This window comes from Sphingomonas sp. NIC1 (assembly GCF_001638925.1).
Taxonomy (GTDB): Bacteria; Pseudomonadota; Alphaproteobacteria; order Sphingomonadales; family Sphingomonadaceae; genus Sphingomonas; species Sphingomonas aquatilis.
Map to the genome: position 1 here is coordinate 2,444,771 of NZ_CP015521.1, position 26,680 is coordinate 2,471,450.

The window sequence follows — 26,680 nt, forward strand, 5'->3', positions numbered from 1 at the left end:
GGGAAAGGGTCTCCGAAGGATCAGGGGGTTGGATAGAGTTCGCGATAGGCAGGGGCGGCCACGTCGGTGACCGCGACGCCGCCGCGTGCGTGATGCAGGGTGACGAGCTTGACCGGCTCGATTGCATTGCCGGGCGCGCCGTCGCTGGTGATGGCGAGTGCCAGCGTGTTGCGGCCACGATGGTGCAGGATGCCGTCCGGGATCGGGAAGACGCGTTGCGGGCCGACGTTGGATACGAACTGGCCCATGTTCCAGCCGTTGACGAAGATCAGCACGCGGTAGCGACCGGGCGAGCGCGGTGTCTTGGGATCGCCGATCTGGACGCCGATCGTCGCGTCATCGCGCTTGGGCACGGACAGGTCGAATTCGGTGCGATACCAGCTGGTGCCGGTATAGGGTTTGGCGTCGGCGAGCTTGCGCGCTGGCCATGCGCCGTCGGGAAAGCCGGGCAGGGTCCAGCCCATGCGTTCGCCGTACAGGCCGCCATTGTTGCTGGGACCGCGGGCGACATCCTTCAGGTCTTCGCCCCCCACGCGGCCCTGGATTTTCCACGCGATCGGCATGGCGAAGCTGTCGCCGCCCGGCCGCGCGAGCGAGACGGAGATCAGCCCGCGCGGTTCCTTGTGCGCGTCGTCGACGTCGAGGTCCCAGTTGTGGCCGTTCACCCGGACCATCGCGGCCAGCACATGCTCGCCCGGGGCCTGTGCCTCCCGGGGCAGGGCGAATTCCGCGACGCCGGTGGTGATCGGCCGGGGCAGGCCGCCCGCCAGCTCGTGCTGGCCGACCAGCTGGCCGTCGAGGAACAGCTGGAGCATGCCGGCACCGCCCGCGCCGTAATGGACGGTCACGGTCTGCGCGTCCGCAGAGCCGGTGAAGCGCCCCCGATACCAGACGTCGCCGTCGTGGAAGCCATAGGAGTCCGCGCCGAGATTGGGCTGCCCGGTTGGCGGGCGGATGGTCGCGACGTTGCGTGCCGAGCCTGCGGTAGCCCAAGTGGAATCGTCGAAGTCGCGGCGGGCTTCCGGCGACCCCTCGGTATAGCGCCAAGTTGCGGCGGTCAGGTCCGGCAGTGCAAGCGGCTGCGGTGCGGGCAGGGGGCGTCTCGCGATCAGGCTGCCGCTGACCGAGCGGGTCACGGGCACCGCTTGTCCGTTCCAGCGGACCGAGCGAACCGGACCCCAGACCTCCAGCGGTGCGGCGGTTTCGGTATCCCCTGTCAGTTCGAGCGTCGCGCCCCGCACGGTGGCGTGGCGGACGAGCGCGGGGCCGCGTTCCAGCAGGCCGTCCTGTCGAAAGAAGCTCTGCCCCGCCGCAACGTCGCCGATCAGCAGCAGCAACGGCGCACGACCGCCGCCCTCGATCCGCACGCGAGCGAGCCCCTGATGGGTGTAAGTCAGGCGTAGGTCGCCCTTGGCAGCATCGAAGGCACTGGAAACCTGCCCGTCGATCACCGTGACCTTCGGCGCGCTCGTGTAGCGCAGCACGGTCTCGCCGGGTTCGCCCGCCCGGCCGTAGAACAGCGCGATGTCCTCCGTGCCGTGACGGATCGTCGTCTGCAATTCGGACGACGAATAGACCAGCCGCTGGCGCTCGAGGTTCACCCCGGCGACCAGCAGCTTGGCGTCGCGGCCATGGAGTTCGCTCGCGAAGCTGTAGCGGCCATCGGGCAGGTCGGCGGTGATGGTGAAGCGCGCATCGCCGATCGCGTTGGACGGTTTGGGCGCGACGAACAGCAGACGCGCGTCCGTATCGGGATTGCGGTCGTGATAGACCTGCACCGCCTCGCTGCCGGTGATCGTGACCGGAGGCGCCTTCTCCAGCCGGGCGAGGTCGGGCACGGCAGCCAAGAACTGGCCGATCTGCTTCAGCTCCAGCGCCTTGGGCCGCAGGTTGCGCGCCTCGTCGATCGCCGACCCGTAATCGTAGGAGGTATAGACCACCGGCGCGGGCAGCCAGCCCCAGCTGGTGCCGCCATAGCCCATATAGATGCTCTGGATGGCGATGCCGTTGGCGATGTTGGTGCCGTAAAACACGCGCTGATAGCCGCTGCCGCGCTGGATCGCGTTGCACGGATACATGCCGTTCGACCCCCAATAGTCGAACCACCCGCCGCCGAACTCGGCGATGAAGCCGGGCGTGTGGGGCGAGGCGCTGGCCCCGCCCTTCGCGCCGCCGGGGCCGTAGAGGCCCCAGTCGGGGGCGGGGGCGCCCTTCGTCGGCTTGTTGTCGACGCCGCAGACGCCGCCGGGATAGCCGTCGAAGGCGTAGAGCTCCTGTGGCCCCGGCACGGTCAGCGGCACGCCCGAGCTTTTGGGCACCCAATAGCCGTTGCGGCCCTGGTCGTTGTGGAACATCGGCACGGTGATGCCGTCGCTGCGCGCCTTGTCGTACAGATGCTGCATGTAGCGGCCCTGGGCGGGGGTGGTCAGTGCCAGTTCGTTCTCGATCTGGTGGAGGATGACGCTGCCGCCGCGCCCCAATTGGTGGCGTGCGATGATCGGGTTGATCCGGTCGAGCCATTCGTCGACCGCCGCGAGATATTCGGGATCGTCGGTGCGCGCCTTGCCCGGCTGATTGACCAGCCAGCCCGGAAAGCCGCCGCGCGACAGCTCCGCGTTCACATACGGCCCTGCGCGGGTGATGACGTAGAGCCCTTCCTCCTGCGCCATGGTCAGCAGCAGGTCGATGTCGCGGATGCCGCTGAAATCGTACACGCCCTTCTTCGGGCTGTGGAATCCCCAGTCGATATAGATGGCGACGGTGTTGAACCCGCTCGCCTTCATCTTCTGCAATATGTCGCGCCACAGGTCGGGCGAGGGCAGGCGGAAGGGGTGGAATTCGCTCGACCAGATCAGCGTCGGCTTGCCGTCGATGCGCAGCGAGCGACTGTCGAAGGTGACGCGCGGCACCTCGGTCGCGGGCGCGGCCTGCGGCGCAGCGGCACCGGCCAGCAGCAGGGCGGCGGTGAGGCTCATGCGAAGTGGAACATCGGCGTCAGCGGCGCTTCGACCGGGCGGTTGCCCGGCTGCACCTCCATCAGGTCAGCCATATAGTCCCACCAGCGCTGCATCACCGGCTTAGCAGGCAGAGCGTCGCGCTTGTCGTCGGGGTGCAGACGCAGGACGGCGAACAGCGCGTTCGTCTCTTCATCGAGGAAGATCGAATAATCGTAGATTCCTGCCTCGCGCAGAGCCTCGGCGAGGTCGGGCCAGATCGCGTCGTGGCGGCGGCGATATTCCTCCGCCATGCCGGGCTTCAGCATCATGCGGAATGCGATCGGCTGGCTCATGCGTCGTCTCCGGGAATGTTGAGGCCGTGGCGGTGGGCGAAGGTCGCGAAGCGCGCGAGCCAGGTGTGGGGCTTGCCGTCGGCGCCGATCAGGCGAGGGCCATGGCCGCCGGTTTCGACGAGATGGAGTTCGGCCGGGCGGGGGAGGGCGTGGACCGCCTGGAACATCGCGATGCTGTTGGCGACCGGCACGACGGGGTCGTCGGCGGCATGGCCGAGGAAGGTCGGCGGCATGTCGGCGGGCAGGTTCAGCTCGGCGGAGTAGCGTGCGGCGGTCGCTGCGTCGGGGGCTTTGCCGAGCAGTTCGCGCTTCGACTGAGCGTGGGCGAAGCTTTGGGTCATCGTGATGACCGGGAAGAACAGGCCGACGGTCTTGATCGTCGTCGGCTGGCTGTCCGCCGCGTCTACGGGCGCGTAGGTCTTGAGCGCCGACTGCGATGCAAGGCGCGCAGCGAGATGCCCGCCCGCCGAAAAGCCCATCGCCGCGATATTGGTCGGATCGATGCCCCATTCCCGTGCGCGCGAACGGATCACTCGCAGCGCGCGCTGGGCGTCCTGCAAGGGCGCATCGGGGCCAGCCGCCCAATTGTCGTGGGGCAGGCGGTAGAGCAGGTCGAACGCTGTGACGCCCTGCGCCGCAAGCCAGCGCGCCACGGCGGACGGCTCGCGGCCCACCGCGACGCGGGCATAGCCGCCGCCGGGGATCAGCAGTACCGCCGCGCCGGTCGGCTTCGTCGCGGGGCAGACGGTGAGCATCGGCGTCGCGACATGCGGCCAGGCGATATTGTCGGCCGGACCCTCGGGCGCGCGCAGCACGAACGTGTCGACGACCGGCGGCGTCGGCATGCCCGGCGGCGTGGCGGGCCAGATCGGGAAGCGGCTGACGGCGGGGGCGGCGAGCGCCACGCGCGGCGTCGCGGCGAGCGACAGGCCGGCGGCGATCAGGGTGCGGCGGTCCAATGGCATGTCAGTTTCCTGCCGGGCGTTGCGTGCTGTGCGCGCCGCTGGCGGCGAGGCGAAAGGCCTCGGGCGCGGGCGGTTGTGAGGGGGCGAGCGGGGTCAGGTCGCGGCGCACCACGCGGGCGAGCGCGGGCACCTGTCGCCGCGCAGCATCGGCGACGATATGCGCGAGCACCCAGGCGCCATAATTGTCGTGATGCGTCGCGTCGCGACCGTCGTCGTTGAACGCGAGCGGCGCGCGCGTCCGCCCCAGCGCCTCGTAGACACGGATCGAGGCGGCGTTGAGGTCGATGACCGGCGTCTGCGTTTCCGCACCGACGGCGCGAACCGCGGCAGCATAATCGGCGAGCGTCGGGCGGATATGGCCGTCGGCGGTCCACATCCGCCGCTCGGGCGAGGTGACGAGCACCGGGGTGACGCCGCGCCGGCGCAGCTCGGCGATATAGGTGCGCAGATAGTCGCGATAGGTCGTCGCCGCATCGGCATAGGTCTGCGGCCACTGCGCCTTCTGATCGTTGTGGCCGAACTGGATCATCGCGATGTCGCCGGGTTTCGCGCTCGCCAGCACCTTGTCGAGCCGCAACTCGGTCAGGAAGGATTTCAGCGTTTCGCCCGATTCCGCATGGTTGGCGACGGCGATCTCGGGTGCCAGGAATGCGGGGAGCATCTGGCCCCAGCTCGCCGCGGGTTCGGCGGGCTGATCGGTGACGGTGGAATCGCCGAGCAGGAACAGCGTCGGTACGTCGACGGGCGCGATCGATACGGTGCGCAGGCCGGGCGCGTGGCCCAGCACCTCAAGCGTCAGCCGGTCGTCCCAGTTGAGGGCGCCGAGCTCGCGCGACTTCAGACGCACCGCACTGCCGCCGGGTGCGTTGGCGGGCGGCGGAGCCAGCTGGGGGTTGCGGACGTTCACGATAAACCGCCGCGTGACGATTTCGCCGGGACGCGTGCGGACCGCGTCAAGCATCAGGCGGCGGTTCTCCGCCTTGATCGTCGTGTCGGTCGCATGGGCGGGGTCGCCCAGCGTGACCGTCACCGCATAATTGCCGGGTGCCGCCGCGATGGAAAAGAGATGGGGATCGGCTTCATAGCCGAACCCGTCGGCATAGGCCCGGCCGGGCGCGACGCGGATCGCGGCGGGATCGCGGGTCGTGCCGGCGAGGACATAGGTGCGCGCGGGCACGGCGGCCGGCGCGACCACCGCCACTGCAGCTGCCAGGGCGGTCAGAGCGTACACGACGGGCCGCCCGCGGGCGTATCGCGGCGCAGGGCCGGACGGTCCTTCAGGACATGGCCCGCGATCGGCAGGCCGGTGGTGGCGAGACCGCCCGCGACCAGATCGGCGATGCGGCGCGCGCCCAATTCGCTGAAGTGCGTGTCGTCGTCGACCGCGTCCTTATAGCCGGGCAGCCCCTCACCCTTGGCGTAATGGAGGTAATAGCGTTTCGACCCGTCCGGCCCCAGCGCGTCGATCCAGCGTTCGGACAGCGCGGCAAGATCGATTAGCGGCACCTTCGTTTCCTCCGCGACGCGCTTGGCGGCAGCGGAATAGGTGGGGAAGCTCGGGACGACATGGCCGTCCTTGAAGGCGCGGCGCGTCACCGGGGTGATCAGCACCGGCTGCGCATGCGCCATGCGTGCGACCGCGATGAAATGCTTCAGGTTCGCTTCGTAATCGGGGATGGGCGTGTAGCGTTCGGGCTTGGCCTGGTTTGCGTCGTTATGGCCGAACTGGATCAGCAGCGTGTCGCCCGGCTTCAACGTCCGCGCGATCGCGTCGAGACGCCCTTCCGCCATGAAGCTCTTGGTGCTGCGACCCGCCTGGGCGCGATCGTCGATCGTCACCTCGGGCCCGACCGCGCAGCGCAACATGCTGCCCCAGCCCGACAGCGGATATTGCTGCGCGTTGTAATCCTTCGCGGTCGAATCGCCGGCGATGACGATACGCATCGGGCTTGCCTGATCCTGCGCGGCGGCGCTGGCCGCCAGCGGCAGCAGGATCGCGGCGATCCTGAGCAGTGGCTTCATCGTCGCCATATGCACCCATCCTCCTATCGCCCGCGGCTCTTGTTGGCCGTGATGCAGGGTATGGAAGACTATCCCACATAGTGCAAGCGGTGATTGGTATTTGAGAAGGGTTAGCCCTGTGCCGGGTCGCGCCAGCCGAGGTCGCGGCTGATCGCATGCGCGGTGCCGAGCACCTCGTCGGTCAGCGTCGTCATGCGATCGTCGGACATATATTGCGCGGCGCTCGACACGCTGATCGCCGCGACGATGCGGCCGCTCGCATCGCGGATCGGGGCGGCGACGCAACGGATCTGATCCTCGTTTTCCTCAAGGTCGAACGCGCAGCCGCGGCCGACGTAACCGCGCATCCGCGACAGCCACAGGTCGTAATCGGCGGTATTATGATCGGCCTCGAAATGCGGCTGCCACTGCCGTTCGGGATCGTCGAGCATCAGCGCCTTGCCAAGTCCGGTCGAGGTCATCGGCTGGCGGTCGCCGACGCGGCTGCTGATCTCCACACGGCGGCGGCCGGGGATCTTGTCGAGATACAGGGCGCGGTCATGGTCGCGCACGCCGAGATGCACCGTATCTTCCGACGCGGCCGCCAGCGCCTCGATATGGTCGCGCGCGATCTGGACGACGTCGGCCTGCTGCTGCGCGAGGAAGCCCAGTTCGAGCAGCTTCGGCCCCAGGCGATAGCCTTGGCGCGGCGTGAAGGTGAGGAAACGGCGGTCGATCAACGCGCTGGCGAGACGGTGCGTCGTGCTGCGCGTCAGGCCGAGCCGGCTGGCGAGTTCGGCGAGCGCGATCGGACGATCGGCAACGGCGTCGATCAGGTCGAGCCCCCGCAACAGCGTCTGGCTGCCGGAGGGGGCCTTTGCCTCGCTGGGATCGGCTGTTGCGGCCTTGGCGGCGGAAGCGGGCATGGTCGAGCTCTCCTGCGACGCGAGCGACCTGCGTCCTCGTGCCATAATATGGGACTATTTGCCCGGCGCATGGGGCGCTGTCGAGCGATAAAACGCGGGATATCTGACCGATCAGTGGCCAAACCGGAGAGAGTTCGGACCATGCGCCGCGGACGTCGCCGAATCCGCGTTGCGAACTCGGCGACGTGCGCAGGCGGCGTGATGGTGGGGTAGGGTGGCGCCTATTGCAGGTTCACGAAGGCGCCGCCATCGACCAGCAACGCCGCGCCGGTGACGTAGCGCGCGAGGTCGGACGCGAGGAAAACGGCCGGCCCCGCCATGTCCTCCGGCACGCCCAGCCGACCAAGCGGCACGCGCCCTTCCATATATGTGCGCTTGCCCTCGTCGGCGAGGTCGTCCTTGTTGATCTCAGTCAGGATGGTGCCGGGCAGCAGCGAATTGCAGCGGATATCGTGCCGGCCTAGCGCGATGGCGGCGGACTGCATCAGCGAATGGAGTCCCGCCTTGGTCGGGGTGTAATGCGTCTGGAATTCGCCGCCGACGAGCGCCGAAATGGACGAGACGGCGATGATCGACCCGCCATGGCCCTGATCGACCATCTGCCGCGCCGCCGCCTGGCACATATAATAGCCGCCGTGCAGGTTGACGCGCATCGTGCGTTCGAACGTCTCGACCGGCATGTCGAGGAAGCTGTGGAAGGGGCAAATGCCGGCATTCGACACCATGACGTCGACCTTGCCGAACGCCTGCACCGCCTGCGCAATGAAATCAGTCGCGGTGGCGGGATCGGCGACGTCGCCCTGGATCGCCACGCCGCGCTGGCCAGCCGCTTCGATTCCCGCGAGGCACTGCGCCGCGCCGTCCGTGTCGCGCGCGAAGTTGATCGCGACGTCCGCGCCATGCTGTGCCGCGCCGATCGCGATGGCGCGGCCGATGCCGGTGGAGGCGCCGGTGACGACCACCGTCTTGCCTTCGAGCAGTTTCATCGCATTCCTCTCCGTCGATCCATTGTGCTGTAGTCCCGGTGCCATTTCAGCCAAAGAGCCAATTGACGCCCGGAGTCTCACTAGCTAGTATACTATCCCATAAAGTGAGAAAGTAAACCGGGCAGAGGGGCTTGCCGTGGCGTTGTCGAAGATCAAGCATGTCCGCGCCTTCGTCGCGCGCGGGGCGGGGGCGGATTACCACGATCAGGGCGCGGGCCATTGGATCGACGATCACATCGCCACGCCGATGAGCCGCTATCCCGAATATCGCCAGTCGCGGCAGAGTTTCGGTATCAACGTACTGGGCACGTTGGTGGTCGAAATCGAGGCGGAGGACGGCACGATCGGCTTCGCGGTGACGACCGGGGGCGAGCCCGCCGCCTATATCGTCGAAAAGCATCTTGCCCGCTTCCTCGAAGGCCGCAGCCCGCACGAGGTCGAGAAGATCTGGGACCAGATGTATTTCTCGACCCAATATTATGGCCGCAAGGGGCTGGTGGTGAACGCCATCTCCGGCGTCGACCTTGCGCTCTGGGATCTGCTCGGGAAGCTGCGCGGCGAGCCGGTCTATCACATGCTGGGTGGCGCGGTGCGCGACGAACTGCAGTTCTACGCCACCGGCGCGCGGCCCGACGTCGCCAAGGAATTGGGCTTCATCGGTGGCAAGCTGCCGCTCCATCACGGTCCGGGCGAGGGGCTGGAGGGGATGGAGAAGAACATCGCGCTGCTCGCCGATATGCGCGCGAAGTGCGGCGACGATTTCTGGCTGATGTACGATTGCTGGATGGCACTCGACCTGGATTACGCCACCCGGCTCGCGCATCGGGCCTGGAACGAATGCGGGCTGAAGTGGATCGAGGAGGCGCTCTCGCCCGACGATTACTGGGCCTATGCCGAGCTGCGCAAGAAGGCGCCGCCGGGCCTGCTCGTCACCACCGGCGAGCATGAGGCGACGCGCTGGGGCTTTCGCATGCTGATCGACATGGGTTGTTGCGACATCATCCAGCCCGATGTGGGCTGGTGCGGGGGCGTGACCGAACTGATCAAGATCGCCAATTATGCCGACAGCCGCGGCGTGATGATGATCCCGCACGGATCGAGCGTCTACAGCTATCACTTCGTCATCACCCGGCACAATTCGCCCTTCGCCGAATTCCTGATGATGCACCCCGGCCCCACCGAGGTCGTGCCGATGTTCGCGCCGCAATTGCTGGGCGAACCGGTGCCGCAGAACGGCCGCATTCGCGCGAGCGCGCTCGATAAGCCCGGCTTCGGCGTCGAGCTCAACGCCGACGTGCCGCTGCATCGCCCCTATTCGCACTGAGGATTTGTCCCATGAAGCTCTGTCGTTACGGCACCCGCGGTGCCGAAAAGCCCGGCCTGATCGATGCGGACGGCCGCATCCGCGATCTGTCGGGCGTGATCGCCGATGTGACGCCCGCCGAGGTGACGCCCGAGGCACTGGCGCGCCTAGGGGCACTCGATCCCGCCAGCCTGCCGCTGGTCGAGGGGGAACCCCGCTACGGCGTGCCCGTCGCCGGCATCGGCAAGTTCATCGCAATCGGCCTCAACTATGCCGACCACGCCAAGGAGGCGGGTCTGGAACCGCCGCCCGAGCCGATTTTCTTCACCAAGGCGATCTCGTGCCTGACCGGACCGAACGATCCGGTGATGATCCCCAGGGATTCGCAGAAGACCGACTGGGAAGTCGAACTGGGCATCGTGATCGGCAAGACCTGCCGCTACGTCGAACAGGCGGATGCGCTCGATCATGTTGCCGGTTATGTGCTCGCAAACGACGTCTCGGAACGCGCGTTCCAGAAGGAACTCGGCAGCCAGTGGGACAAGGGCAAGGGCTGCGACACGTTCGGCCCCGTCGGTCCGTGGCTCGTGACGGCGGACGAGGTCGGCGACTGCCAAGCGCTGGACATGTTCCTCGACGTCAACGGCAAGCGGATGCAGACCGGCAATACGGCGACGATGATCTTCCCGGTCGCCGAATGCATCGCCTATGTTAGCCGCTTCATCACTTTGCATCCGGGCGACCTGCTGATCACCGGCACGCCGCCGGGCGTGGGCGAGGGGCAGAAGCCCGACAAGATTTTCCTTAAGGCGGGCGATACGATGCACCTCGGCATCACCGGCCTCGGCGAACAGCGCCAGACCTGCGTCCCCTTCGCGATGGAGCTGCCCGCGTGACCAGCTACGCAGGCCGCTTCGCCGGCCGCACCGCGATCGTCACCGGCGGCGCGTCGGGTCTCGGCTGCGCGGTCGCCAAGCGGATCGTCGAGGAAGGCGGCAGCGTCGCCTTGTGGGACGTCGATGCCGACCGCCTCGCCGAAACCCAGGCGGCAATCGGGGCAACGCATATCGAGGCGTTCGACGTGTCGGATGCCGCTGCCGTCGCCCGCGCGACCGATGCCACGGTTGCGGCGTTGGGGAAGGTCGACATCCTCGTCTGTTCGGCGGGGATCACGGGCGCGACCGCCTTGGTCGATCAATATCCGATCGACAGCTGGCTGCGCGTGGTCGACATCAACCTGAACGGCCTGTTCTATTGCTGTCGCGCGGTGGTGCCGCATCTCGTCGCCAACGGCTATGGCCGGATCGTCAACGTCGCGTCCGTCGCGGGCAAAGAGGGCAATCCCAACGCCTCGGCCTATTCGGCCACGAAGGCGGGCGTGATCGGCCTCACCAAATCCTTGGGTAAGGAACTGGCGGGCAAGGGCGTGATCGCCAATGCGTTGACCCCGGCGACGTTCGAGAGCCCGATCCTCGCGCAACTGCCGCAGAGCCAGGTCGATTATATGCGCGGCAAGATTCCGATGGGGCGGCTGGGCGAAGTTGCGGAAAGCGCGGCGATGGTCTGCTTCATGGCCAGCGAGGAATGCAGCTTCACCACCGCGTCGACCTTCGACACGTCGGGCGGGCGGACGACCTACTGATGACGCATGAGAGCGGCGAGGCGGCGATCCCGTTCGTCGACGCGCACATCCATCTGTGGGACCTCGCGCGACTGCGCTATCCGTGGCTGGCCCCGCCCTTCGCCGACGATGGCCCGAACGGATCGGTCGAGGCGATCGCCAGCACCTATCTGCCCGAGGATTACCGGCGCGAGATGGCGCGGTGGAACGTCGTCGGCGCGGTGCATGTCGATGCCGGAGCCGATCCCGCAGACGCGCTCGCCGAGACCGAGTGGCTGGAGGGGCTGGCGGAGACGGATGGGCTGCCGACCGGCATCGTCGCCTTCGCGGCACTTGACGATCCCGAGGTGGAGGCAGTGCTTGCCGCGCATGCACGCCACCCGCGGGTGCGGGGCATCCGCCATATCGTCAACTGGCACGCCGATCCGCAGCGCAGCTATACCCCGCGTGACGTGACGCAGGACGACGCATGGCAGCGCGGTTTTGCGGCGCTGGCGCGGCATGGCCTGTCGTTCGACCTGCAATGCTATCCGGGGCAGATGCCGGCGATGGCGGCGCTCGCCGCGCGGCATCCGGAGGTTCCGGTGGTCGTCAACCATGCTGGCATGGCGGTGTTGAGTGATGCCGATGGGTGTGACGACTGGCGTCGGGGCCTTGCTGCGCTGGCCGCGTGTCCGCAGGTAGCGGTGAAGCTGTCCGGTTTCGGATTCGCCCGCCGCGACTGGGATGCGGCGTTCGTGCGCGACACGGTGCGCACCGTCATCGATCTGTTCGGCCCGGAGCGGGCGATGGTCGCGAGCGATCTGCCGACCGACCGCCTGTTCGGCAGTATCGACGCGCAGATGGAGGCGTGCCATGCCGCCGTCATCGATCTGGGCGATAGCGACCGCCGTGCGCTGTTCGCCGGCAACGCCAACCGCATCTATCGGCTGGGGCTCGACCTGCCGCTTACCAAGGACAATCACTGATGTACGACCGGACCTATTACGCGACGCATCCGGACATGATGGAGTGCGTGTCGAACGACGAGCTGCGCGATCGGTATCTGATCCAGGGACTGTTCCGCGACGGCGAGTGCGTGTTGAACTACACGCACGCCGAGCGCTTCGTGATCGGCGGCGTCGCGGTGGCGAGCGGCAGCGTCAAGCTGCCCGACCAGACCGAGCCGGCGTCGGCGGCGGGCCATCCGTTCCTCGAGCGCCGCGAGATGGCGATCGTCAACGTCGGCAAGGTCGACGGCATTGTGACGGTCGATGGTGAGAGCTTCACGCTCGGCAACAAGGACTGCCTCTACGTCACGATGGGCGCGAAGGACGTTCAGTTTTCGGGTGACGGCGCGCGTTTCTATCTCGCCTCATGCCCGGCGCATCAGGCCTATACGACGCGGAAACTCGGTATCGCCGACGCCAATGCGCTCGAGCGCGGCAGCCTCGCCGAATCGAACGAGCGCACGATCTTCCAGCTCGTCATCCCCGGCATCTGCGACAGCGCGCAGCTGGTGATGGGCCTCACCGTGCTGAAGCCCGGCAGCGTGTGGAACACGATGCCGCCGCACATCCACGAGCGGCGCAGCGAGATCTATTTCTACTTCGAACTCGATAACCTCGATACCGACCGCGTCATGCACTTCATGGGCGAGGGCGAGGCGACGCGTCACATCGTGATGCAGAACGAGGAAGCGGTGATCAGCCCGCCCTGGTCGATCCATATGGGGGCGGGCACCAAGGCCTATGCCTTCATCTGGGCGATGGCGGGCGAGAACCAGGATTATACCGACATGACCGTGCTGGACATCTGTCAGCTGGCGTAACGGCTTAGCCCCTCCCCGGACAGGGGAGGGGTGGCGTGCTCGCGGTACGGACGGGCGAGCACTGCCGGCCACCGTATCCCCGAACCCCACCCACCCCGGCCCCTCCCTTCCAGGGAGGGGAGGAGCGTAACGATGAACCCCTTCGATCTTTCGGGCCGCGTCGCGGTCGTGACCGGTGCGAACACCGGCATCGGGCAGGCGATCGCGATCGCGCTGGCGCAGGCCGGCGCCGATGTCGCGCTGGTCGGCCGCACCCCGGCCGAGGACACCGCTGCAGCGATCCGCGATCTCGGCCGCCGCGCGCTGATCGTCTCGGCCGACCTGTCGAGCATCGAGCCGGTACAGCGCATCGTCGACGAGACGGTGGCGGGGCTCGGCGGGCTTGATATCCTGGTCAACAATGCCGGGATCATCCGCCGCGCCGATGCGGTCGATTTCACCGAAGCGGATTGGGATGCGGTGGTCGACACCAATTTGAAGTCGGTGTTCTTCCTCTGTCAGGCGGCCGGGCGCCACATGATCGCGCAGGGCAGGGGGCGAATTATCAACATCGCCTCGATGCTGACCTTCCAGGGCGGCATCCGCGTGCCGAGCTACACCGCGTCAAAGTCGGGGATCGGCGGCCTCACCAAGCTGCTCGCCAACGAATGGGCGAAGCATGGGCTGAGCGTGAACGCGATCGCGCCGGGATACATCGCGACCAACAACACTGCTGCGCTGCAAGCCGACGAAGCGCGCAACGCCGCGATCCTCGATCGCATCCCGGCGGGGCGCTGGGGCGATGCCGCCGACCTCGGCGGCGCAGCCGTGTTCCTCGCCTCCGACGCCGCGGCGTACGTCCAGGGCCATATCCTCGCCGTCGATGGCGGGTGGCTGGCGCGCTAGGTCGCGCCAGCCGTATCGTCAGATGCCGTAGCGCAGCGACAGCATCACGTTGCGCGGCGCGTTGGCGAAACAGTCGCCGCGGACCAGGCATGAGGCATAGCCCCGCCGGTCGAACAGGTTGGTCGCGTTGAGCGACAGCCGCCACCGCTCGCGCGTGATCTCGGCGAGGGCGTCGACCATCGCGCGGGCCGGCGTGACGATCGACCAATTGGCGTCGCTCGTCACCTGCCGGCCGGCATAGCGCACGCCCGCACCCAGCCGCAGCGTGCCGAGCGCTGCGTCGAAGCTCTTCGTCGTCCACGCCGACGCGATGGTGCGCGGGAAATATCCCGCCGCTTCCTCGTCGCCGGTAATCGTGTTGTGGCCATAGGCGAGCGACAGGTCGAACCGGCCGGGCAGGCTGTGCGTCGCTTCGACCTCGAACCCCTTCGTCAACAGTTCGCCGGTCTGCGTGATCCGCATGCCGGGGCCGGTGATCGGGCGGCCGTTTTCCTTGATGCGGAAGGCGGTGGCGGTGACCATTGTGTTCGGGCCCGGCTGCCACTTGGCGCCCGCTTCGAATTGCGTGCCGGTCTGCGGACGGAACGGCCTGCCATCGCTGGTCGTCCCTGCGATCGGCTGGAAGCTTTCGGTATAGCTGAAGAAGGGCGAGATGTTCGCCGCGACCTCGCCGATGATGCCGGCGCGGAAGGTGGTGGCGCTGTCCGATGTGCGGGTTGCGCCGCTGTGGCCGATCACATGATCACGGCGGACGCCGAGGACGAGCGACACGCGATCGTAGAAGCGTAGCTGATCCTGCGCATACAGGCCCAACTGGGACTGGGTCGTGCGCGAATAGGGGTCGGTGGCGACCGGCGTCGCGAGCGTGGCATAGTCGATATTGTACAGGTCGATCGTCTGGTAATCATAGGCTGACGTGATGCCGACCTTGTTCCAACTGTAGTCGACCCCCGCGAGCAATGTGTGCTCGATATGCGCGCCGGTGTTGAAGCGGGCCTGCACGTTATTGTCCGTGGACAAGACGTTCAGCCGCCCGAGCTGGGACCCCGCGTAAACGCCGATCAGACGGCCGTCGCTGCCCGGCACGTAAGGATCCGTCGGGTTCGAATAACTGTCGGGATAATGGGTGTTATAGGTGAGGTGGCTATCGATGTAGCGCGCCTTCAGGCTCAGTTTCACTGCATCGCTGAACCGGTGGGTCAGCAGCCCCGACCCCTGCCACATGCGTCCGTCATACCGATCCCAGCCGGGCTTGCCGACGAAGAGATAGGGATCGAGCGGCGGCCGCCCGCGATTGTCGCGCACCGTGCCGACGATCGGCAGGAAGTTGAGCGTCGATCCGGTCTTGTCCTGCTGGTAGAGGCCGAGCAGCGTCACATCGGTGCGCGCGTCCGGGCGCCAGGTGACCGAAGGGGCGATCATGATCCGGTCGTCGGGAACGTGATCGACATAGGTGCCCGAATCGCGCACCCGCGCGACGATGCGCCCCGCCAGCTTGTCGCCGGCTGCAAGGTTGAGGTCGGCCAGCACCTCCTTGCGATCGAAGCTGCCATAGGTCAGCTGCACCTCGCCCGTGTTCGTGAACACCGGCGTCTTCGACACGAGATTGACGAGCCCGCCGATCGATCCCTGTCCGAACAAGACCGAGGCGGGGCCGCGCACCACCTCGACCCGCGAGAAATTGTACGGGTCCGACGCGATGTTGACGTAATAGCTGTAGATGTCACGCATGCCGTCACGAAACTGGAGCGCACTGACGCCGCGGATCGTGAACGTGTCGACGCGCGTGTCGCGGCCATACGGGTCGGTCAGCACGCCCGCCGCATAGCGCATCGTATCGGCAACGCTGATCGCGCCCTGCGACAGATAGGTCTCGCTCGGGATGACCGTGACCGGCTGCGGCACCTCGATCGCCGGCGTGTCGGTCTTGGTCGACGCCTGCGCTTCGGTCACGTGGCCCTCGACGAGGATATCCCCGCCCGACTGGCCATCTGCGACCTTACGCTGGGCGTCGGTAGTATCGTCGGTGGCGGCGGCGCCCGGTGTCAACGCGACCAGCGCAGTTCCGGCGAGCAATGCGAAAGCTGACATGAAATCCCCTTTGGTAACGGCGGGGCCAATATCGCTATTGCGAATCGCATGCAATTATCTCGAAGGGTAGCTGGGTGCCACTGCTGGTAATGGTTTTATGATAGCGAAACCATGAAGCGCGGACCTAAGCGGTTGACGGCGCTCGCCTCTGCCCGGCAAGTCAGCCCGACAGGATCAGGAGAGGTTGAATGGCGTTTTCCCGCAGCGTGGCGATGATCGTTGCCGCCAGCGCTCTGGCGGCCGGCATGGTGACAGGGGAGGGGCTTGCGCAGCAGGCGGCCTCTGCCGGCGTCGCGCACCCCGAGCTGTGGCCGACGCTGCCGATGAAGCTGAAACGCAATCCGAAGGTCGAGGCGCGGGTCGACGCGATCCTGAAGCGGATGAGCGTGGAGGATAAGGTCGGCCAGCTGATCCAGGTCGATATCGCCTCGATCACGCCCAAGGACCTCGAGACGTACAAACTCGGTTCGGTCCTCAACGGCGGCAATTCTGCGCCCAACGGCGATGAATTCGCCCCTGCCGCGGAATGGTTGAAGCTGTTCGACGCATTCTACGACGCGTCGGTGAAGCGCAGCGATGGGCGGCCGGTCGTGCCGATCATCTGGGGCACCGACGCGGTGCATGGCGACAACAATATCGTCGGCGCGACGCTGTTCCCGCACAATATCGGCCTTGGCGCGACGCGCGACCCTGCGCTGATCCGGCGTATCGGCGCGGCGACCGCGGCGGAAACGGCGGCGACCGGTATCGACTGGAGCTTCGCGCCGACGGTCGCGGTGGTGCAGGACGACCGCTGGGGTCGGACCTACGAAAGCTATTCCGAAGAGCCGGAGATCGTTCAGGCCTATGCCGGGCAGATGGTCGAAGGGCTGCAGGGCGCGGTCGGTCAGGACTTCATGGCGCCCGGCCATGTCATTTCCTCGGTGAAGCATTTCCTGGGCGATGGCGGCACCGGCGGCCGTGATCAGGGCGATACGCGCGTCAGCGAACAGGTGCTGCGCGACGTCCATGCTGCGGGCTACAAAAGCGGCCTCGCCGCGGGCGCGCTGACCGTCATGCCGAGCTTTTCCAGCTGGAACGGCGTCAAGATGACCGGCAACAAGAGCCTGCTGACCGGCGTGCTGAAGCAGCGCATGGGCTTCGACGGCTTCGCGATCGGGGACTGGAACGCGCACGGCCAGGTGCCAGGGTGCAGCAACGAGGATTGCCCGGCAGCGATCAATGCAGGCCTCGACATGTTCATGTATTCCGGCCCGAAGTGGAAGGAGCTGTACGCGAACACGCTGCGCGAGGCGAAGGACGGGACGATCCCGGCCGCGCGGCTGGACGATGCGGTACGGCGGATCCTGCGGGTCAAGATGCTGGCGGGCACGTTCGATGCCGGGCGGCCGTCGTCGCGGCCGATGGCGGGCAAGTTCGACCTGCTGGGTTCTCCCGAGCATCGCGCGATCGCGCGTCAGGCGGTGCGTGAATCGCTCGTGCTACTCAAGAACAACGGCGGCGTGCTGCCCCTGAAGTCCAGTGCCAATATCCTCGTCGCCGGCCGCGGCGCGGACAATATCGGCCAGCAGTCGGGCGGCTGGTCGATCACCTGGCAGGGCACGGGCGTCACCAATGCCGCCTTCCCGAACGGCCAGTCGATCTGGAGCGGGATCGATCGGGCGGTGCGGGCGGGCGGCGGCAAGGCGACGCTGGCGGTCGATGGCGCGTATACGACCAAGCCCGATGCTGCGATCGTCGTGTTCGGCGAAACGCCCTACGCCGAATTTACCGGCGACCGCCCGACGCTGGAATATAGCCCCGAAGACAAGAGCGACCTTGCGCTGCTGAAGAGGCTGAAGGCGGCCGGTATCCCGGTCGTCGCGGTGTTCCTGTCGGGGCGGCCGCTGTGGGTGAACCCGGAGTTGAACGCGGCCGATGCTTTCGTCGCGGCTTTCCTGCCCGGCACGGAGGGCGGCGGCGTCGCCGACGTGCTGATTGCAGGGCGCGACGGCAAGCCGCGCAACGACTTTCACGGTACGCTCAGCTTTTCGTGGCCCAAGCGGCTCGATCAATATGTGCTCAACCGGCGCGATCCGAACTACGACCCGCTGTTCCCGTTCGGCTACGGCTTGACCTATGCGAAGGGCTCGACGGTGCCGCAGCTGAGCGAGGCAAGGCCTGCGGGCGGTGCGGCCGATCAGAACGCTCTGTTCGTGCGCGGGCGCATCGTCCCCGGCGCGCGGTTGGAGACACAGGGACCGGTGCAGCTAAGCCGGGTCGATCGCACGTCGCAGGAGGATAGCCTGCGCCTCACCTTCGCCGGCACGGGTGCAGCGAGTGCCTATCTGGACGAGGCGACGCCGATCGATCTGACGCGCGAGACGAATGGCGATCTTAGCCTGATCGTCGACTATCGTGTGACGCAGGCGCCCACCGCGGAGGTAACGCTGGGGGTGCTGGGTAAGGCGGCCGGCACCTTGCCGATCACCGGTGCACTGAAAGGCGAAGTCGGCGAATGGCGGCAGATCGCCGTGCCGCTGCGCTGCTTTGCGCAGGGTGGGGCGACGATGGGGGCGGTGCAGCGCCCCTGGGTGATCGCGACCACCGGGCGGCTCGGCATGGATGTCTCGGGCATCCGCATCGCCAGCGCGCCGCCGGGACCGGTGAGCTGCGGTAAGCGCTGAACCAAGCCAGCCGATCCTCGCGTTGATCGCGTGGGAACCGGCCTGCCGGGCATTCGTCTGACGACATGGGATGCCGGCGATGGGGACCGGATCGAGAAGGGGACGACGTGCGCACAAAGGGTCTCGTGCGGCTGGTGGTCGGCGGTGCGCTGGTGCTGGCGTCGAGTGGCTGTGCCGCGCTGTCGCACGGGTTCGCCAACGCCGCCGGGCCGGTTGCAGCGGATCAGCGTCATCTGTTCGTCGTGCTCGCCTGCGTGCTCGTCTTCGTCGCCGGCCCGGTGCTGCTGCTCGTGCCGCTGTTCGCCTGGCATTACCGGCTGTCGAACACCCGCCATGCCTATCGCCCGAACTGGTCGTTTTCCTGGCCGGTCGAGGCGCTGATCTGGATCCCGCCAACCGCGATCGTCATCGGTCTGGCGGTGCTGCTGTGGCACCATACGATCCGCGACGATCCCTATCGGCCGCTTCCCGGCAGGTCACCGGTCGAGGTGCAGGCGATCGCACTCGATTGGAAATGGGTGTTTATCTATCCGGGGCAGGGCGTCGCTTCGGTCGATCGGCTGACCATTCCCGTCGGGCGTCCGGTGCGTATCCGGCTGACCAGCGGTACGGTGATGCAGTCGCTGATGATCCCGCAGCTTGCGGGGCAGGTCTATGCGATGGCGGGTATGACGACGCAGCTCCACATCATGGCATCGCGCCCCGGCACCTTTCGCGGCGCCAACACGCAATACAATGGTGACGGCTTTGCACATCAGCGCTTCGACGTGGTGGCGCTTCCGGCTGGCGCGTACGATCGCTGGCTGACGCAGGCGCGAGGAGCCAACCGCCCACTCGATGCGGCGACGTGGCGGCGGCTTTCGGCGCGTTCGGTCATCGCGCAACCAGTCGTCTTTTCCAGTGTGACGCCGCAGCTCTTCGACCGGGTCGTCGCCCAGGCGGGCGATCACGGCCATAAAAAGGATCATCGATGACCGCCGCGTCCCCCGTCTTCCCGGCGCTGCTGGGGCGGTTCGCCTGGGCCGATCTGCCGTTCGTACGGGCGTGGCAGGATCCGAATGCGAGCGAGATCGTCGGTGCCGCGGCCGGCGGGCTGGTGGTGATCGGCGCCGTTGTAGTCGTGGTGTTGTTGACCCGCTATCGATTGTGGGGCCGGCTGTGGACGGAATGGCTGACCAGCCTCGACCACAAGAAGATCGGCATCATGTACATCGTGACGGCCTTCGTGATGCTCGCCCGCGCGCTGGTCGAGGCGGTGCTGATGCGCGTGCAGCAGGCGGTGGCGATCGGCGATCCGGGCTTCCTGTCGCCCGATCATTTCGGCCAGCTGTTCTCGACGCACGGGTCGATCATGATCTTCTTCATGGCGATGCCGTTCCTCACTGGCCTGATCAATTACGTCATGCCTTTGCAGATCGGCGCGCGCGACATGGCCTTCCCATGGGCCAATTCGATCGCGCTGTGGCTGACGATCGGTGCCGCGGGGCTGATGATGGCGAGCCTCGTCGTCGGACAGTTTTCGACCGGCGGGTGGAGCGGCTATCCGCCCTATACCGAGCGCGCGTTCAGCCCCGGCGTCGGCGTCGATTACTGGATCTGGGCGGTGACGCTGTCGTCGATCAGCTCGACGATGGCGGGAATCAACATCGCCTGCACGCTGTACAAGCTACGCTGTCCGGGCATGACCATGATGCGCATGCCGATGTTCTGCTGGACGTCGCTCTGCACCGCGATCCTGATGATCTTCGCGCTGCCGCCGCTGACCGTCGCGACGGGCCTGCTCGCGCTCGACCGATATCTGGGCTTCCACATGTTCACCAACGACCTCGGTGGGAACATGATGAACTACGCCAACCTCTTCTGGCTGTTCGGCCACCCGGAGGTGTACATCCTGATCCTGCCCGCCTTCGGCGTCTATTCGGAAGTCGTGTCGACCTTCTCCGGCAAGGACCTGTACGGATATACCTCGCTGGTCATCGCAACGATGGCGATCGCGGTGTTGAGCTTCACCGTCTGGGTCCACCACTTCTTCACCATGGGGCAATCGGCTGAGATCAACGCGGTGTTCGGCATCGCGACGATGACGATCGGCGTGCCGACGGGCGTGAAGATCTACGACTGGATCTGGACGATGTTTCGCGGCGAGGTGCGGTTCAGCGTGCCGATGCTGTATGCCATCGCCTTCATGATGACGTTCGTGCTTGGCGGCCTGACCGGGATCGTGCTGGCGATGCCGCCGCTCGATTACCTCGTCCACAACACGCTGTTCCTCGTCGCGCACTTCCACAACATGCTGATCCCGGGGCTGCTGTACGGGATGCTCGCCGGTTACACCTATTGGTTTCCCAAGGCGTTCGGGTTCCGCCTCGACGAACGCTGGGGGCGGGTTGCGGTGGCGTGCTGGGTGGGGGGCTTCTACCTCGCGTTCATGCCATTGTACGTGCTCGGCGCGAGCGGGATGGCGCGGCGGACGAGTGCGATCTTCGAACCCGATTTCCGACCGTGGCTGTATGTCGCCTGCGTCGGCGCATTCGTGCTGCTCGCCGCGCTCGCCTCGCTGGGTATGCAATTGTGGGTGAGCATCCGCGATCGGGAGCGGCGCCGGGTGCTGGCTGGCGATCCATGGGACGGGCGGAGCCTTGAATGGGCGATCCCGTCTCCGCCGCCGGCATATAACTTTGCCGTGTTGCCGCCGGTCGACCGGCGCGACTGGTTCTACGACCGCAAGCACGATGCGGCGAAGCCCGATCCGTACCGGCGGCCCGCAGGCTATGAGGCGATCGACATGCCGCGCAATGCCATGAGCGGTATGGCAATCGGCCTGTCCGCGGCGATGGCGGCATTCGGGCTGGTGTGGGGGATGTGGTGGCTCGCGGTGGTGGGTGTCGAGCTGATAGTTGCGGCGGTGGTGTTGCGCAGCTTCGGGCGGGGGCAGCACCGGACTATTCCGGCGCGGCAGGTCGCGGCGGAGCATGATGCCTGGCTCGCGTTGGTCCATGCGACGTTGCCGACGCCGCGGCAGACGGAAATGAGCGACGCCAACCGCGGTCGGGCGGAGATCAAGGCATGAGCGATCCCGAACTGGCGCATGTCGGCCTGCCGCTCGGTAAAAGCGAGGGGTTGGACAAGGAGCGGGCGGAGACGGCGATCTTCGGCTTCTGGCTGTTCCTGATGAGCGACGCCGTGCTCTTCGCGTTGCTGTTCGCGACCTATGGCACGATGGTCGGCAATACCGTCGGCGGGCCGACGCCGGCGTCCGAGTTCAAGCTGCTGCCGACCTTCGTCGAAACGCTGCTGCTCCTGACCAGCAGTGCGACGTTCGGCCGCGCGAGCGTCGCCATGACCTGGCGCGAGCCGCGGCGCGTGCTGATCGGCTGGCTGGTCGCAACATTGGGGCTAGGGCTGAGCTTCCTGGCTTTGGAGGCAAACGACTTTGCGACAATGTTCGCTCATGGCGCCGTTCCGACCCGGAGCGGCTTCCTGTCGTCCTTCTTCGCCCTCGTCGGGCTGCATGGGCTGCATGTCACGCTGGGCAGCTTCTGGTTGGTGGTGATGATCGGGCAGATATTGGCTTACGGTTGCGATGCCAGGGTGCGGGTCAATCTGCTGCGGCTGGGGCTGTTCTGGCACCTGATCGACATCGTCTGGATCGCGATCTTCAGCCTGGTCTATCTGCCGGGGGCGATCCGATGAGCGATCCGGCCAAGGGGCGGGCGGCGGCGCTACGGACCTATGCGATCGGCTATGCGGGGTCGCTGGCGCTAACGGCCGCGGCATTCGTCGCGGTGCGCTGGCTGAGCTTTGCGAGCCGGACGACGTTCGGGATCGTGCTGGCGCTGGGGTTCGTGCAGATGGTGGTGCAGTTCCGCTGCTTCCTCCACATCGGGCTGAAGCGGTCGTCGCGGCACGACCTGCAGCTGATCCTGTTCACCGCGCTGATCATCGCACTGATGGCGAGCGGGACGCTGGTGATCCTGTTCAACCTGAGGGGGCGGATGGGGTAGGGGCCGCCCCGTTCCCATCCGTTCGTGCTGGTGAGCAGGCCGCCGAGCCCCCCAGGCTCGGCTGAAACCATCCGGGGGATGGTTTGACCTGGCTCACTGTCGAAGCACGGGCTTCCGCAAGCGATGACGATGCTTGTGGAAGCCCGCCCTTCGACAGGCTCAGGGCGAACGGAAATTGGGCGGGCAGTTACTGATCCAGGAACGAGCGCATCTTGCGGCTGCGGCTGGGGTGCTTCAGCTTGCGCAGCGCCTTGGCCTCGATCTGGCGGATACGTTCGCGCGTGACCGAGAACTGCTGGCCGACCTCTTCCAGCGTGTGATCGGTGTTCATGCCGATGCCGAAGCGCATGCGCAGCACGCGCTCCTCACGCGGGGTCAGCGACGCGAGCACGCGGGTGACCGTTTCCTTCAGGTTCGCCTGGATCGCGGCGTCGACCGGAATGACCGCGTTCTTGTCCTCGATGAAATCGCCCAGGTGGCTGTCTTCCTCGTCGCCGATCGGCGTTTCGAGGGAGATCGGCTCCTTGGCGATCTTCATCACCTTGCGGACCTTCTCCAGCGGCATGGAGAGGCGCTCGGCCATCTCCTCCGGGGTCGGCTCGCGGCCCTGTTCGTGCAGGAACTGGCGGCTGGTGCGCACCAGCTTGTTGATCGTCTCGATCATGTGGACCGGGATACGGATCGTGCGCGCCTGATCCGCGATCGAGCGCGTGATCGCCTGGCGAATCCACCAGGTCGCATAGGTCGAGAACTTGTAGCCGCGACGATATTCGAACTTGTCCACGGCCTTCATCAGGCCGATGTTGCCCTCCTGGATCAGGTCCAGGAACTGCAGGCCGCGGTTCGTGTACTTCTTGGCGATCGAGATCACGAGGCGCAGGTTCGCCTCGACCATCTCCTTCTTGGCGATGCGCGCCTCGCGCTCCGCCTTCTGCACCATGTTGACGATGCGGCGGAATTCGCCGAGCGCCATGCCGGTCTGCTGCGAAATCTCGCTGATCTCGCCACGGATGCGATCGACCGCCGCTTCCTCGTTGGCAGCGAAATTGCCCCACTTCTTGTCGAGCTTCGCGACCGATTGCAGCCACGTGTCGTCGGTCTCGTGGCCGACATAGCGGTCGAGGAAGTCCTTGCGGCTGACCTTGTGGCGTTCCGCCAGACGCAGCATTTGGCCGCCGAGCGCGGTGAGGCGCCGGTTGAAAGCGTAGAGCTGGTCGACGAGATATTCGATCTTGGCGTTGTGGAACTGGACGCTCTCGACCTCGGCGGTCAGCTCTTCGCGCAGCTTCTGATACTTGCGCTCGTCCGCGGCCGACAGCTCGCCACCCGCCTGCATCGCATCGAGGCGCGCCTGCTGGATCTTGCTGAACTTCTTGTACAGCGCCGTGATGTTGGCGAACCGCTCGAGCGCCTGCGGCTTGAGCGTCTCTTCCATCTGCGCGAGGCTGAGGGTGTTGTCCTCCTCCTCGTCGTCGCTGGGACGCGGCGGGCGCGGACTGCCGTCCTCGTCCTCGTCGTCCGCAGACGCTTCCTCGGGCTCGGCCTCTTCCTTGAAGCTGGCGCCGGCGGTCTTTTCGCTGATCTCGCCGGTGTCGTCGTCCTCGGCGCCTTCGACCTGCTCGGCCGACGGACCCTTCGACAGCATCGCGTCGAGATCGAGGATCTCGCGCAGCTGCATCGTGCCTTCGTTGAGCTGCGTCGACCAGTCGATGATGGCGTTGAAGGTGATCGGCGATTCGCACAGGCCCAGGATCATCGTGTCCCGACCGGCCTCGATCCGCTTGGCGATGGCGATTTCGCCTTCGCGGCTGAGCAGTTCGACCGCGCCCATTTCGCGCAGGTACATGCGGACCGGATCGTCGGTCCGGTCGACGGTTTCCTTCTTCTTGGTTTCGAGCGCAGGCGCGGCGGTGCCATCGCCGTCGACCTCGGTGACCTCGGCCTCGTCCTCCTCGGACGCTTCCTTCTCGTCACCGTCCTCGCCGGCTTCCTCGTTCTCGACGATATTGACGCCCATCTCGTTGAGGGCGGCCATGATATCTTCGAGCTGGTCGGAGGACATCTGGTCCTGCGGCAGCGCCTCGTTCAGCTGGTCGTAGGTGATGTAGCCGCGCTTCTTGGCGCGCGCGATCAGCTTTTTGATGTCGGCATCGTTCAGGTCGATCAGCGGTGCATCGGCCCCATCGCTACCGTCGTCACCACCGTTACCGTTAAGCTTCGCCATCAATTGTCCTCGGAACCAAACGCTCGGGCGTCTTCGTTCGCTTGCACGAGATTTGCAAGTCGAAGCTCCAACGCCTGTTTCTCTTTCACCAATGCCACTTGCCGTTCGAACGCCGCATCGGTGAAATGCGCCTGCATCGAGACGGTCGCCTCGTGCAGGGCCAGGTCGACTTCGGGGCGGGCCACCAGAATGGCGATCGCCTCGTCAAGATCGGCCCGGGCGCGGCTGACGTCGCCGCCGCTTTGCGTGAACGAATAGGGCATCGTGTCGGCCCTCAACAAATCGCTGGCGATCGTATCGAACCCACTCCGCGCCAATATGGTGCGCAGACGCGCGCTATCAAGCGCCTGATCCTCGAGCGCGACATCGACGACCGCTTCGAACAAGCGGCCGAGCGCGCCATCGACCAGTTTGAGGCTGCCAAGCACCTCCATATGCCGGGCGATCTCCACCGGATGGCGGATCAGGCCGGCGAGCACTGCCTTGGCGAGCACACGATCGATGCCGGCGGCGTGGAAGGCCTTCACATCCTCGGTCGGCGGGGCGATCGGCTGTTTCCACTGGCCGTCCGGTCCACGCTTGCCCTGGGGGCGCGATGCGTTGGGGGTGAAGGCGCGGCGTTTCGGCGCGAAATGCTCGTAGAAGCGATTGCGGAAGTCGCTTTCATATTCCTTGCGGACCGACACGTCGGCGATCGTCGCGGCGAGATCGGCGAGCCGTTGCTTCAGGCCGGCGCGCTGTTCGGGCGTGTCGAGCGGACCGGCGGCGACCTCGCTCTGCCACAGGCGGTCGACCAGCGGCTGGGGCTGGCCGAGCAATGCCTCCATCGCGGCGGCGCCGCCGGCCTTCACCAGATCGTCGGGGTCCTGCCCCTGAGGCAGCGTGACGAAGGACAGGCTGCGGCCGGGGGCGAGCATGGGGAGGGCGCGGTTCGCCGCCCGCAACGCCGCCTTCTGTCCGGCACTGTCGCCATCGAAGCAGAGGATCGGCACGTCGACCATCCGCCACAGCCGTTCGAGCTGCGCTTCGGTGAGCGCGGTGCCGAGCGGGGCGACGGCTTCGTGGATGCCAGCCTGCGACAGCGCGATGACGTCCATATAGCCTTCGACCACCAGCACGCGGTTCGCTTTGCGGGCGGCGGGGGCGGCGCGGTCGAGGTTGTAGAGCGTTCGGCCCTTGTCGAAGAGCGGCGTGTCGGGCGAGTTGAGGTACTTGGGCTCGCCGTCGCCGATCACGCGGCCGCCGAAGGCGATCACGCGGCCGCGGGCGTCGCGGATCGGGATCATCAGCCGGCCGCGGAAGCGGTCGTACGGGTCCTTGCCCTCGACCTGGATCAGCAGGCCACATTCGACGAGCGCGGGGTCGCCGTAATCCTTCAGCGCGGTCTTCAGCTTGCCGCGGCTGTCCGGGGAGAAGCCCATGCCGAAGGTGCGGGCGGTGTCGGGGGTGATGCCGCGCTTGGCGAGGACAGCGCGGGCTTCGGTGCCGCCGATGCCGTTCAGCTGTTCGGTGAACCACGACGCGGCGTCGGCCATCGCGTCATGCAGGCCCTTGGCGCGTTCGGCCTTGGCAGCGGCGCGACGGTCCTGCGCGGGCATCTCCATGCCGGCGGCCTGCGCCAGTTCCTTCACCGCATCGATGAAGGGCAGGCCGCGCTGATCGGTCATCCACCGAATCGCATCGCCATGCGCCGAACAGCCGAAGCAGTGATAGAAGCCCTTGTCGTCGTTGACGTAGAAGCTGGGCGTCTTTTCGTTGTGGAACGGGCAGCAGCCGCGCATCTCGCGGCCGGCCTTGGTCAGCTTGGTCGTCTTGCCGATCAGCGCCGACAGCGACGTACGGGCGCGAAGCTCGTCGAGGAACTGCGGGGACAGGCTCATGCGTGCGATTCTACTATGCCCGACGAGGG

The 26,680-nt window shown here is 66.6% G+C and carries 21 protein-coding genes; 11 read left to right on the top strand and 10 right to left on the bottom strand.

What is annotated here, in order from left to right:
* Window positions 1–20: 20 nt before the first annotated feature.
* The 7 genes from A7E77_RS11650 to A7E77_RS11680 all read right to left on the bottom strand — a co-directional run bounded on the left by A7E77_RS11650 (window position 21) and on the right by A7E77_RS11680 (window position 8,167).
* Window positions 21–2,975 (bottom strand): beta-galactosidase, encoded by a 2,955-nt coding sequence (locus tag A7E77_RS11650; protein WP_063688160.1) that lies wholly within the window; start codon window positions 2,973–2,975, stop codon window positions 21–23.
* Window positions 2,972–3,289, bottom strand: a complete 318-nt coding sequence (rhaM, locus tag A7E77_RS11655) for an L-rhamnose mutarotase (protein ID WP_063688162.1) — start codon at window positions 3,287–3,289, stop codon at window positions 2,972–2,974. Before rhaM ends, A7E77_RS11650 begins: the two co-directional genes overlap by 4 nt.
* Window positions 3,286–4,254, bottom strand: coding sequence for an alpha/beta hydrolase (locus A7E77_RS11660; RefSeq protein ID WP_063688164.1), 969 nt, complete (start codon window positions 4,252–4,254; stop codon window positions 3,286–3,288). The genes rhaM and A7E77_RS11660 overlap by 4 nt, the downstream gene beginning before the upstream one ends.
* 1 nt (window position 4,255) lies before the next feature.
* The gene (locus tag A7E77_RS11665; protein ID WP_078462284.1) at window positions 4,256–5,485 is read right to left on the bottom strand and encodes a rhamnogalacturonan acetylesterase; all 1,230 of its coding nucleotides are present in this window, start codon (window positions 5,483–5,485) and stop codon (window positions 4,256–4,258) included.
* Window positions 5,473–6,285 (bottom strand): rhamnogalacturonan acetylesterase, encoded by an 813-nt coding sequence (locus tag A7E77_RS11670; protein ID WP_078462285.1) that lies wholly within the window; start codon window positions 6,283–6,285, stop codon window positions 5,473–5,475. The genes A7E77_RS11665 and A7E77_RS11670 overlap by 13 nt, the downstream gene beginning before the upstream one ends.
* Before the next feature lie 101 nt (window positions 6,286–6,386).
* Window positions 6,387–7,181, bottom strand: coding sequence for an IclR family transcriptional regulator (locus A7E77_RS11675; protein WP_043059125.1), 795 nt, complete (start codon window positions 7,179–7,181; stop codon window positions 6,387–6,389).
* A 221-nt stretch (window positions 7,182–7,402) separates the two neighbouring features.
* On the bottom strand, window positions 7,403–8,167 hold the full coding sequence (locus A7E77_RS11680) for an SDR family NAD(P)-dependent oxidoreductase (protein ID WP_063688168.1): 765 nt from the start codon (window positions 8,165–8,167) through the stop codon (window positions 7,403–7,405).
* Window positions 8,168–8,303: 136 nt separating this feature from the next.
* Here A7E77_RS11680 and rhmD point away from each other — a divergent pair, with 136 nt between their 5' ends.
* The 6 genes from rhmD (at window position 8,304) to kduD (ending at window position 13,786) form a co-directional block, all read left to right on the top strand.
* Window positions 8,304–9,491 carry an L-rhamnonate dehydratase gene (rhmD, locus tag A7E77_RS11685; protein ID WP_063688170.1) on the top strand — a complete coding sequence of 396 codons (1,188 nt, stop codon included), beginning with the start codon at window positions 8,304–8,306 and terminating at the stop codon, window positions 9,489–9,491.
* An 11-nt stretch (window positions 9,492–9,502) separates the two neighbouring features.
* On the top strand, window positions 9,503–10,366 hold the full coding sequence (locus A7E77_RS11690; RefSeq protein WP_063688172.1) for a fumarylacetoacetate hydrolase family protein: 864 nt from the start codon (window positions 9,503–9,505) through the stop codon (window positions 10,364–10,366).
* The gene (locus A7E77_RS11695; RefSeq protein WP_063688175.1) at window positions 10,363–11,112 is read left to right on the top strand and encodes an SDR family NAD(P)-dependent oxidoreductase; all 750 of its coding nucleotides are present in this window, start codon (window positions 10,363–10,365) and stop codon (window positions 11,110–11,112) included. The genes A7E77_RS11690 and A7E77_RS11695 overlap by 4 nt, the downstream gene beginning before the upstream one ends.
* Window positions 11,112–12,059, top strand: coding sequence for an amidohydrolase family protein (locus A7E77_RS11700; protein WP_063688177.1), 948 nt, complete (start codon window positions 11,112–11,114; stop codon window positions 12,057–12,059). Before A7E77_RS11695 ends, A7E77_RS11700 begins: the two co-directional genes overlap by 1 nt.
* A complete protein-coding gene (kduI, locus tag A7E77_RS11705; RefSeq protein WP_063688179.1) occupies window positions 12,059–12,901 on the top strand; it encodes a 5-dehydro-4-deoxy-D-glucuronate isomerase in 843 nt (280 codons plus the stop codon). Before A7E77_RS11700 ends, kduI begins: the two co-directional genes overlap by 1 nt.
* A gap of 132 nt (window positions 12,902–13,033) precedes the next feature.
* Entirely contained in the window at window positions 13,034–13,786 is a 753-nt protein-coding gene (kduD, locus tag A7E77_RS11710) for a 2-dehydro-3-deoxy-D-gluconate 5-dehydrogenase KduD (protein ID WP_063688181.1), read from the top strand.
* A gap of 18 nt (window positions 13,787–13,804) precedes the next feature.
* Here the strand turns inward: kduD and A7E77_RS11715 are convergent, their stop codons facing one another.
* The gene (locus A7E77_RS11715) at window positions 13,805–15,877 is read right to left on the bottom strand and encodes a TonB-dependent siderophore receptor (RefSeq protein ID WP_063688183.1); all 2,073 of its coding nucleotides are present in this window, start codon (window positions 15,875–15,877) and stop codon (window positions 13,805–13,807) included.
* Between the two features lie 188 nt (window positions 15,878–16,065).
* Here A7E77_RS11715 and A7E77_RS11720 point away from each other — a divergent pair, with 188 nt between their 5' ends.
* From A7E77_RS11720 to A7E77_RS11740, 5 genes are all read left to right on the top strand, one after another.
* Window positions 16,066–18,543, top strand: coding sequence for a glycoside hydrolase family 3 protein (locus tag A7E77_RS11720; RefSeq protein ID WP_063688185.1), 2,478 nt, complete (start codon window positions 16,066–16,068; stop codon window positions 18,541–18,543).
* A 107-nt stretch (window positions 18,544–18,650) separates the two neighbouring features.
* Entirely contained in the window at window positions 18,651–19,517 is an 867-nt protein-coding gene (locus tag A7E77_RS11725; protein WP_063688188.1) for a COX aromatic rich motif-containing protein, read from the top strand.
* Window positions 19,514–21,613 (top strand): cbb3-type cytochrome c oxidase subunit I, encoded by a 2,100-nt coding sequence (locus tag A7E77_RS11730; protein WP_063688190.1) that lies wholly within the window; start codon window positions 19,514–19,516, stop codon window positions 21,611–21,613. Before A7E77_RS11725 ends, A7E77_RS11730 begins: the two co-directional genes overlap by 4 nt.
* Window positions 21,610–22,236, top strand: a complete 627-nt coding sequence (locus A7E77_RS11735) for a cytochrome c oxidase subunit 3 (RefSeq protein ID WP_063688192.1) — start codon at window positions 21,610–21,612, stop codon at window positions 22,234–22,236. Before A7E77_RS11730 ends, A7E77_RS11735 begins: the two co-directional genes overlap by 4 nt.
* Window positions 22,233–22,547: a cytochrome o ubiquinol/quinol oxidase subunit IV gene (locus A7E77_RS11740; protein WP_063688194.1), complete on the top strand. Its 315-nt coding sequence runs from the start codon at window positions 22,233–22,235 to the stop codon at window positions 22,545–22,547. The genes A7E77_RS11735 and A7E77_RS11740 overlap by 4 nt, the downstream gene beginning before the upstream one ends.
* 187 nt (window positions 22,548–22,734) lie before the next feature.
* Here the strand turns inward: A7E77_RS11740 and rpoD are convergent, their stop codons facing one another.
* Window positions 22,735–24,771, bottom strand: coding sequence for an RNA polymerase sigma factor RpoD (gene rpoD, locus A7E77_RS11745; RefSeq protein ID WP_063688196.1), 2,037 nt, complete (start codon window positions 24,769–24,771; stop codon window positions 22,735–22,737).
* Window positions 24,771–26,651, bottom strand: coding sequence for a DNA primase (gene dnaG, locus A7E77_RS11750; RefSeq protein WP_063688198.1), 1,881 nt, complete (start codon window positions 26,649–26,651; stop codon window positions 24,771–24,773). The genes rpoD and dnaG overlap by 1 nt, the downstream gene beginning before the upstream one ends.
* Between the last annotated feature and the right edge of the window lie 29 nt (window positions 26,652–26,680).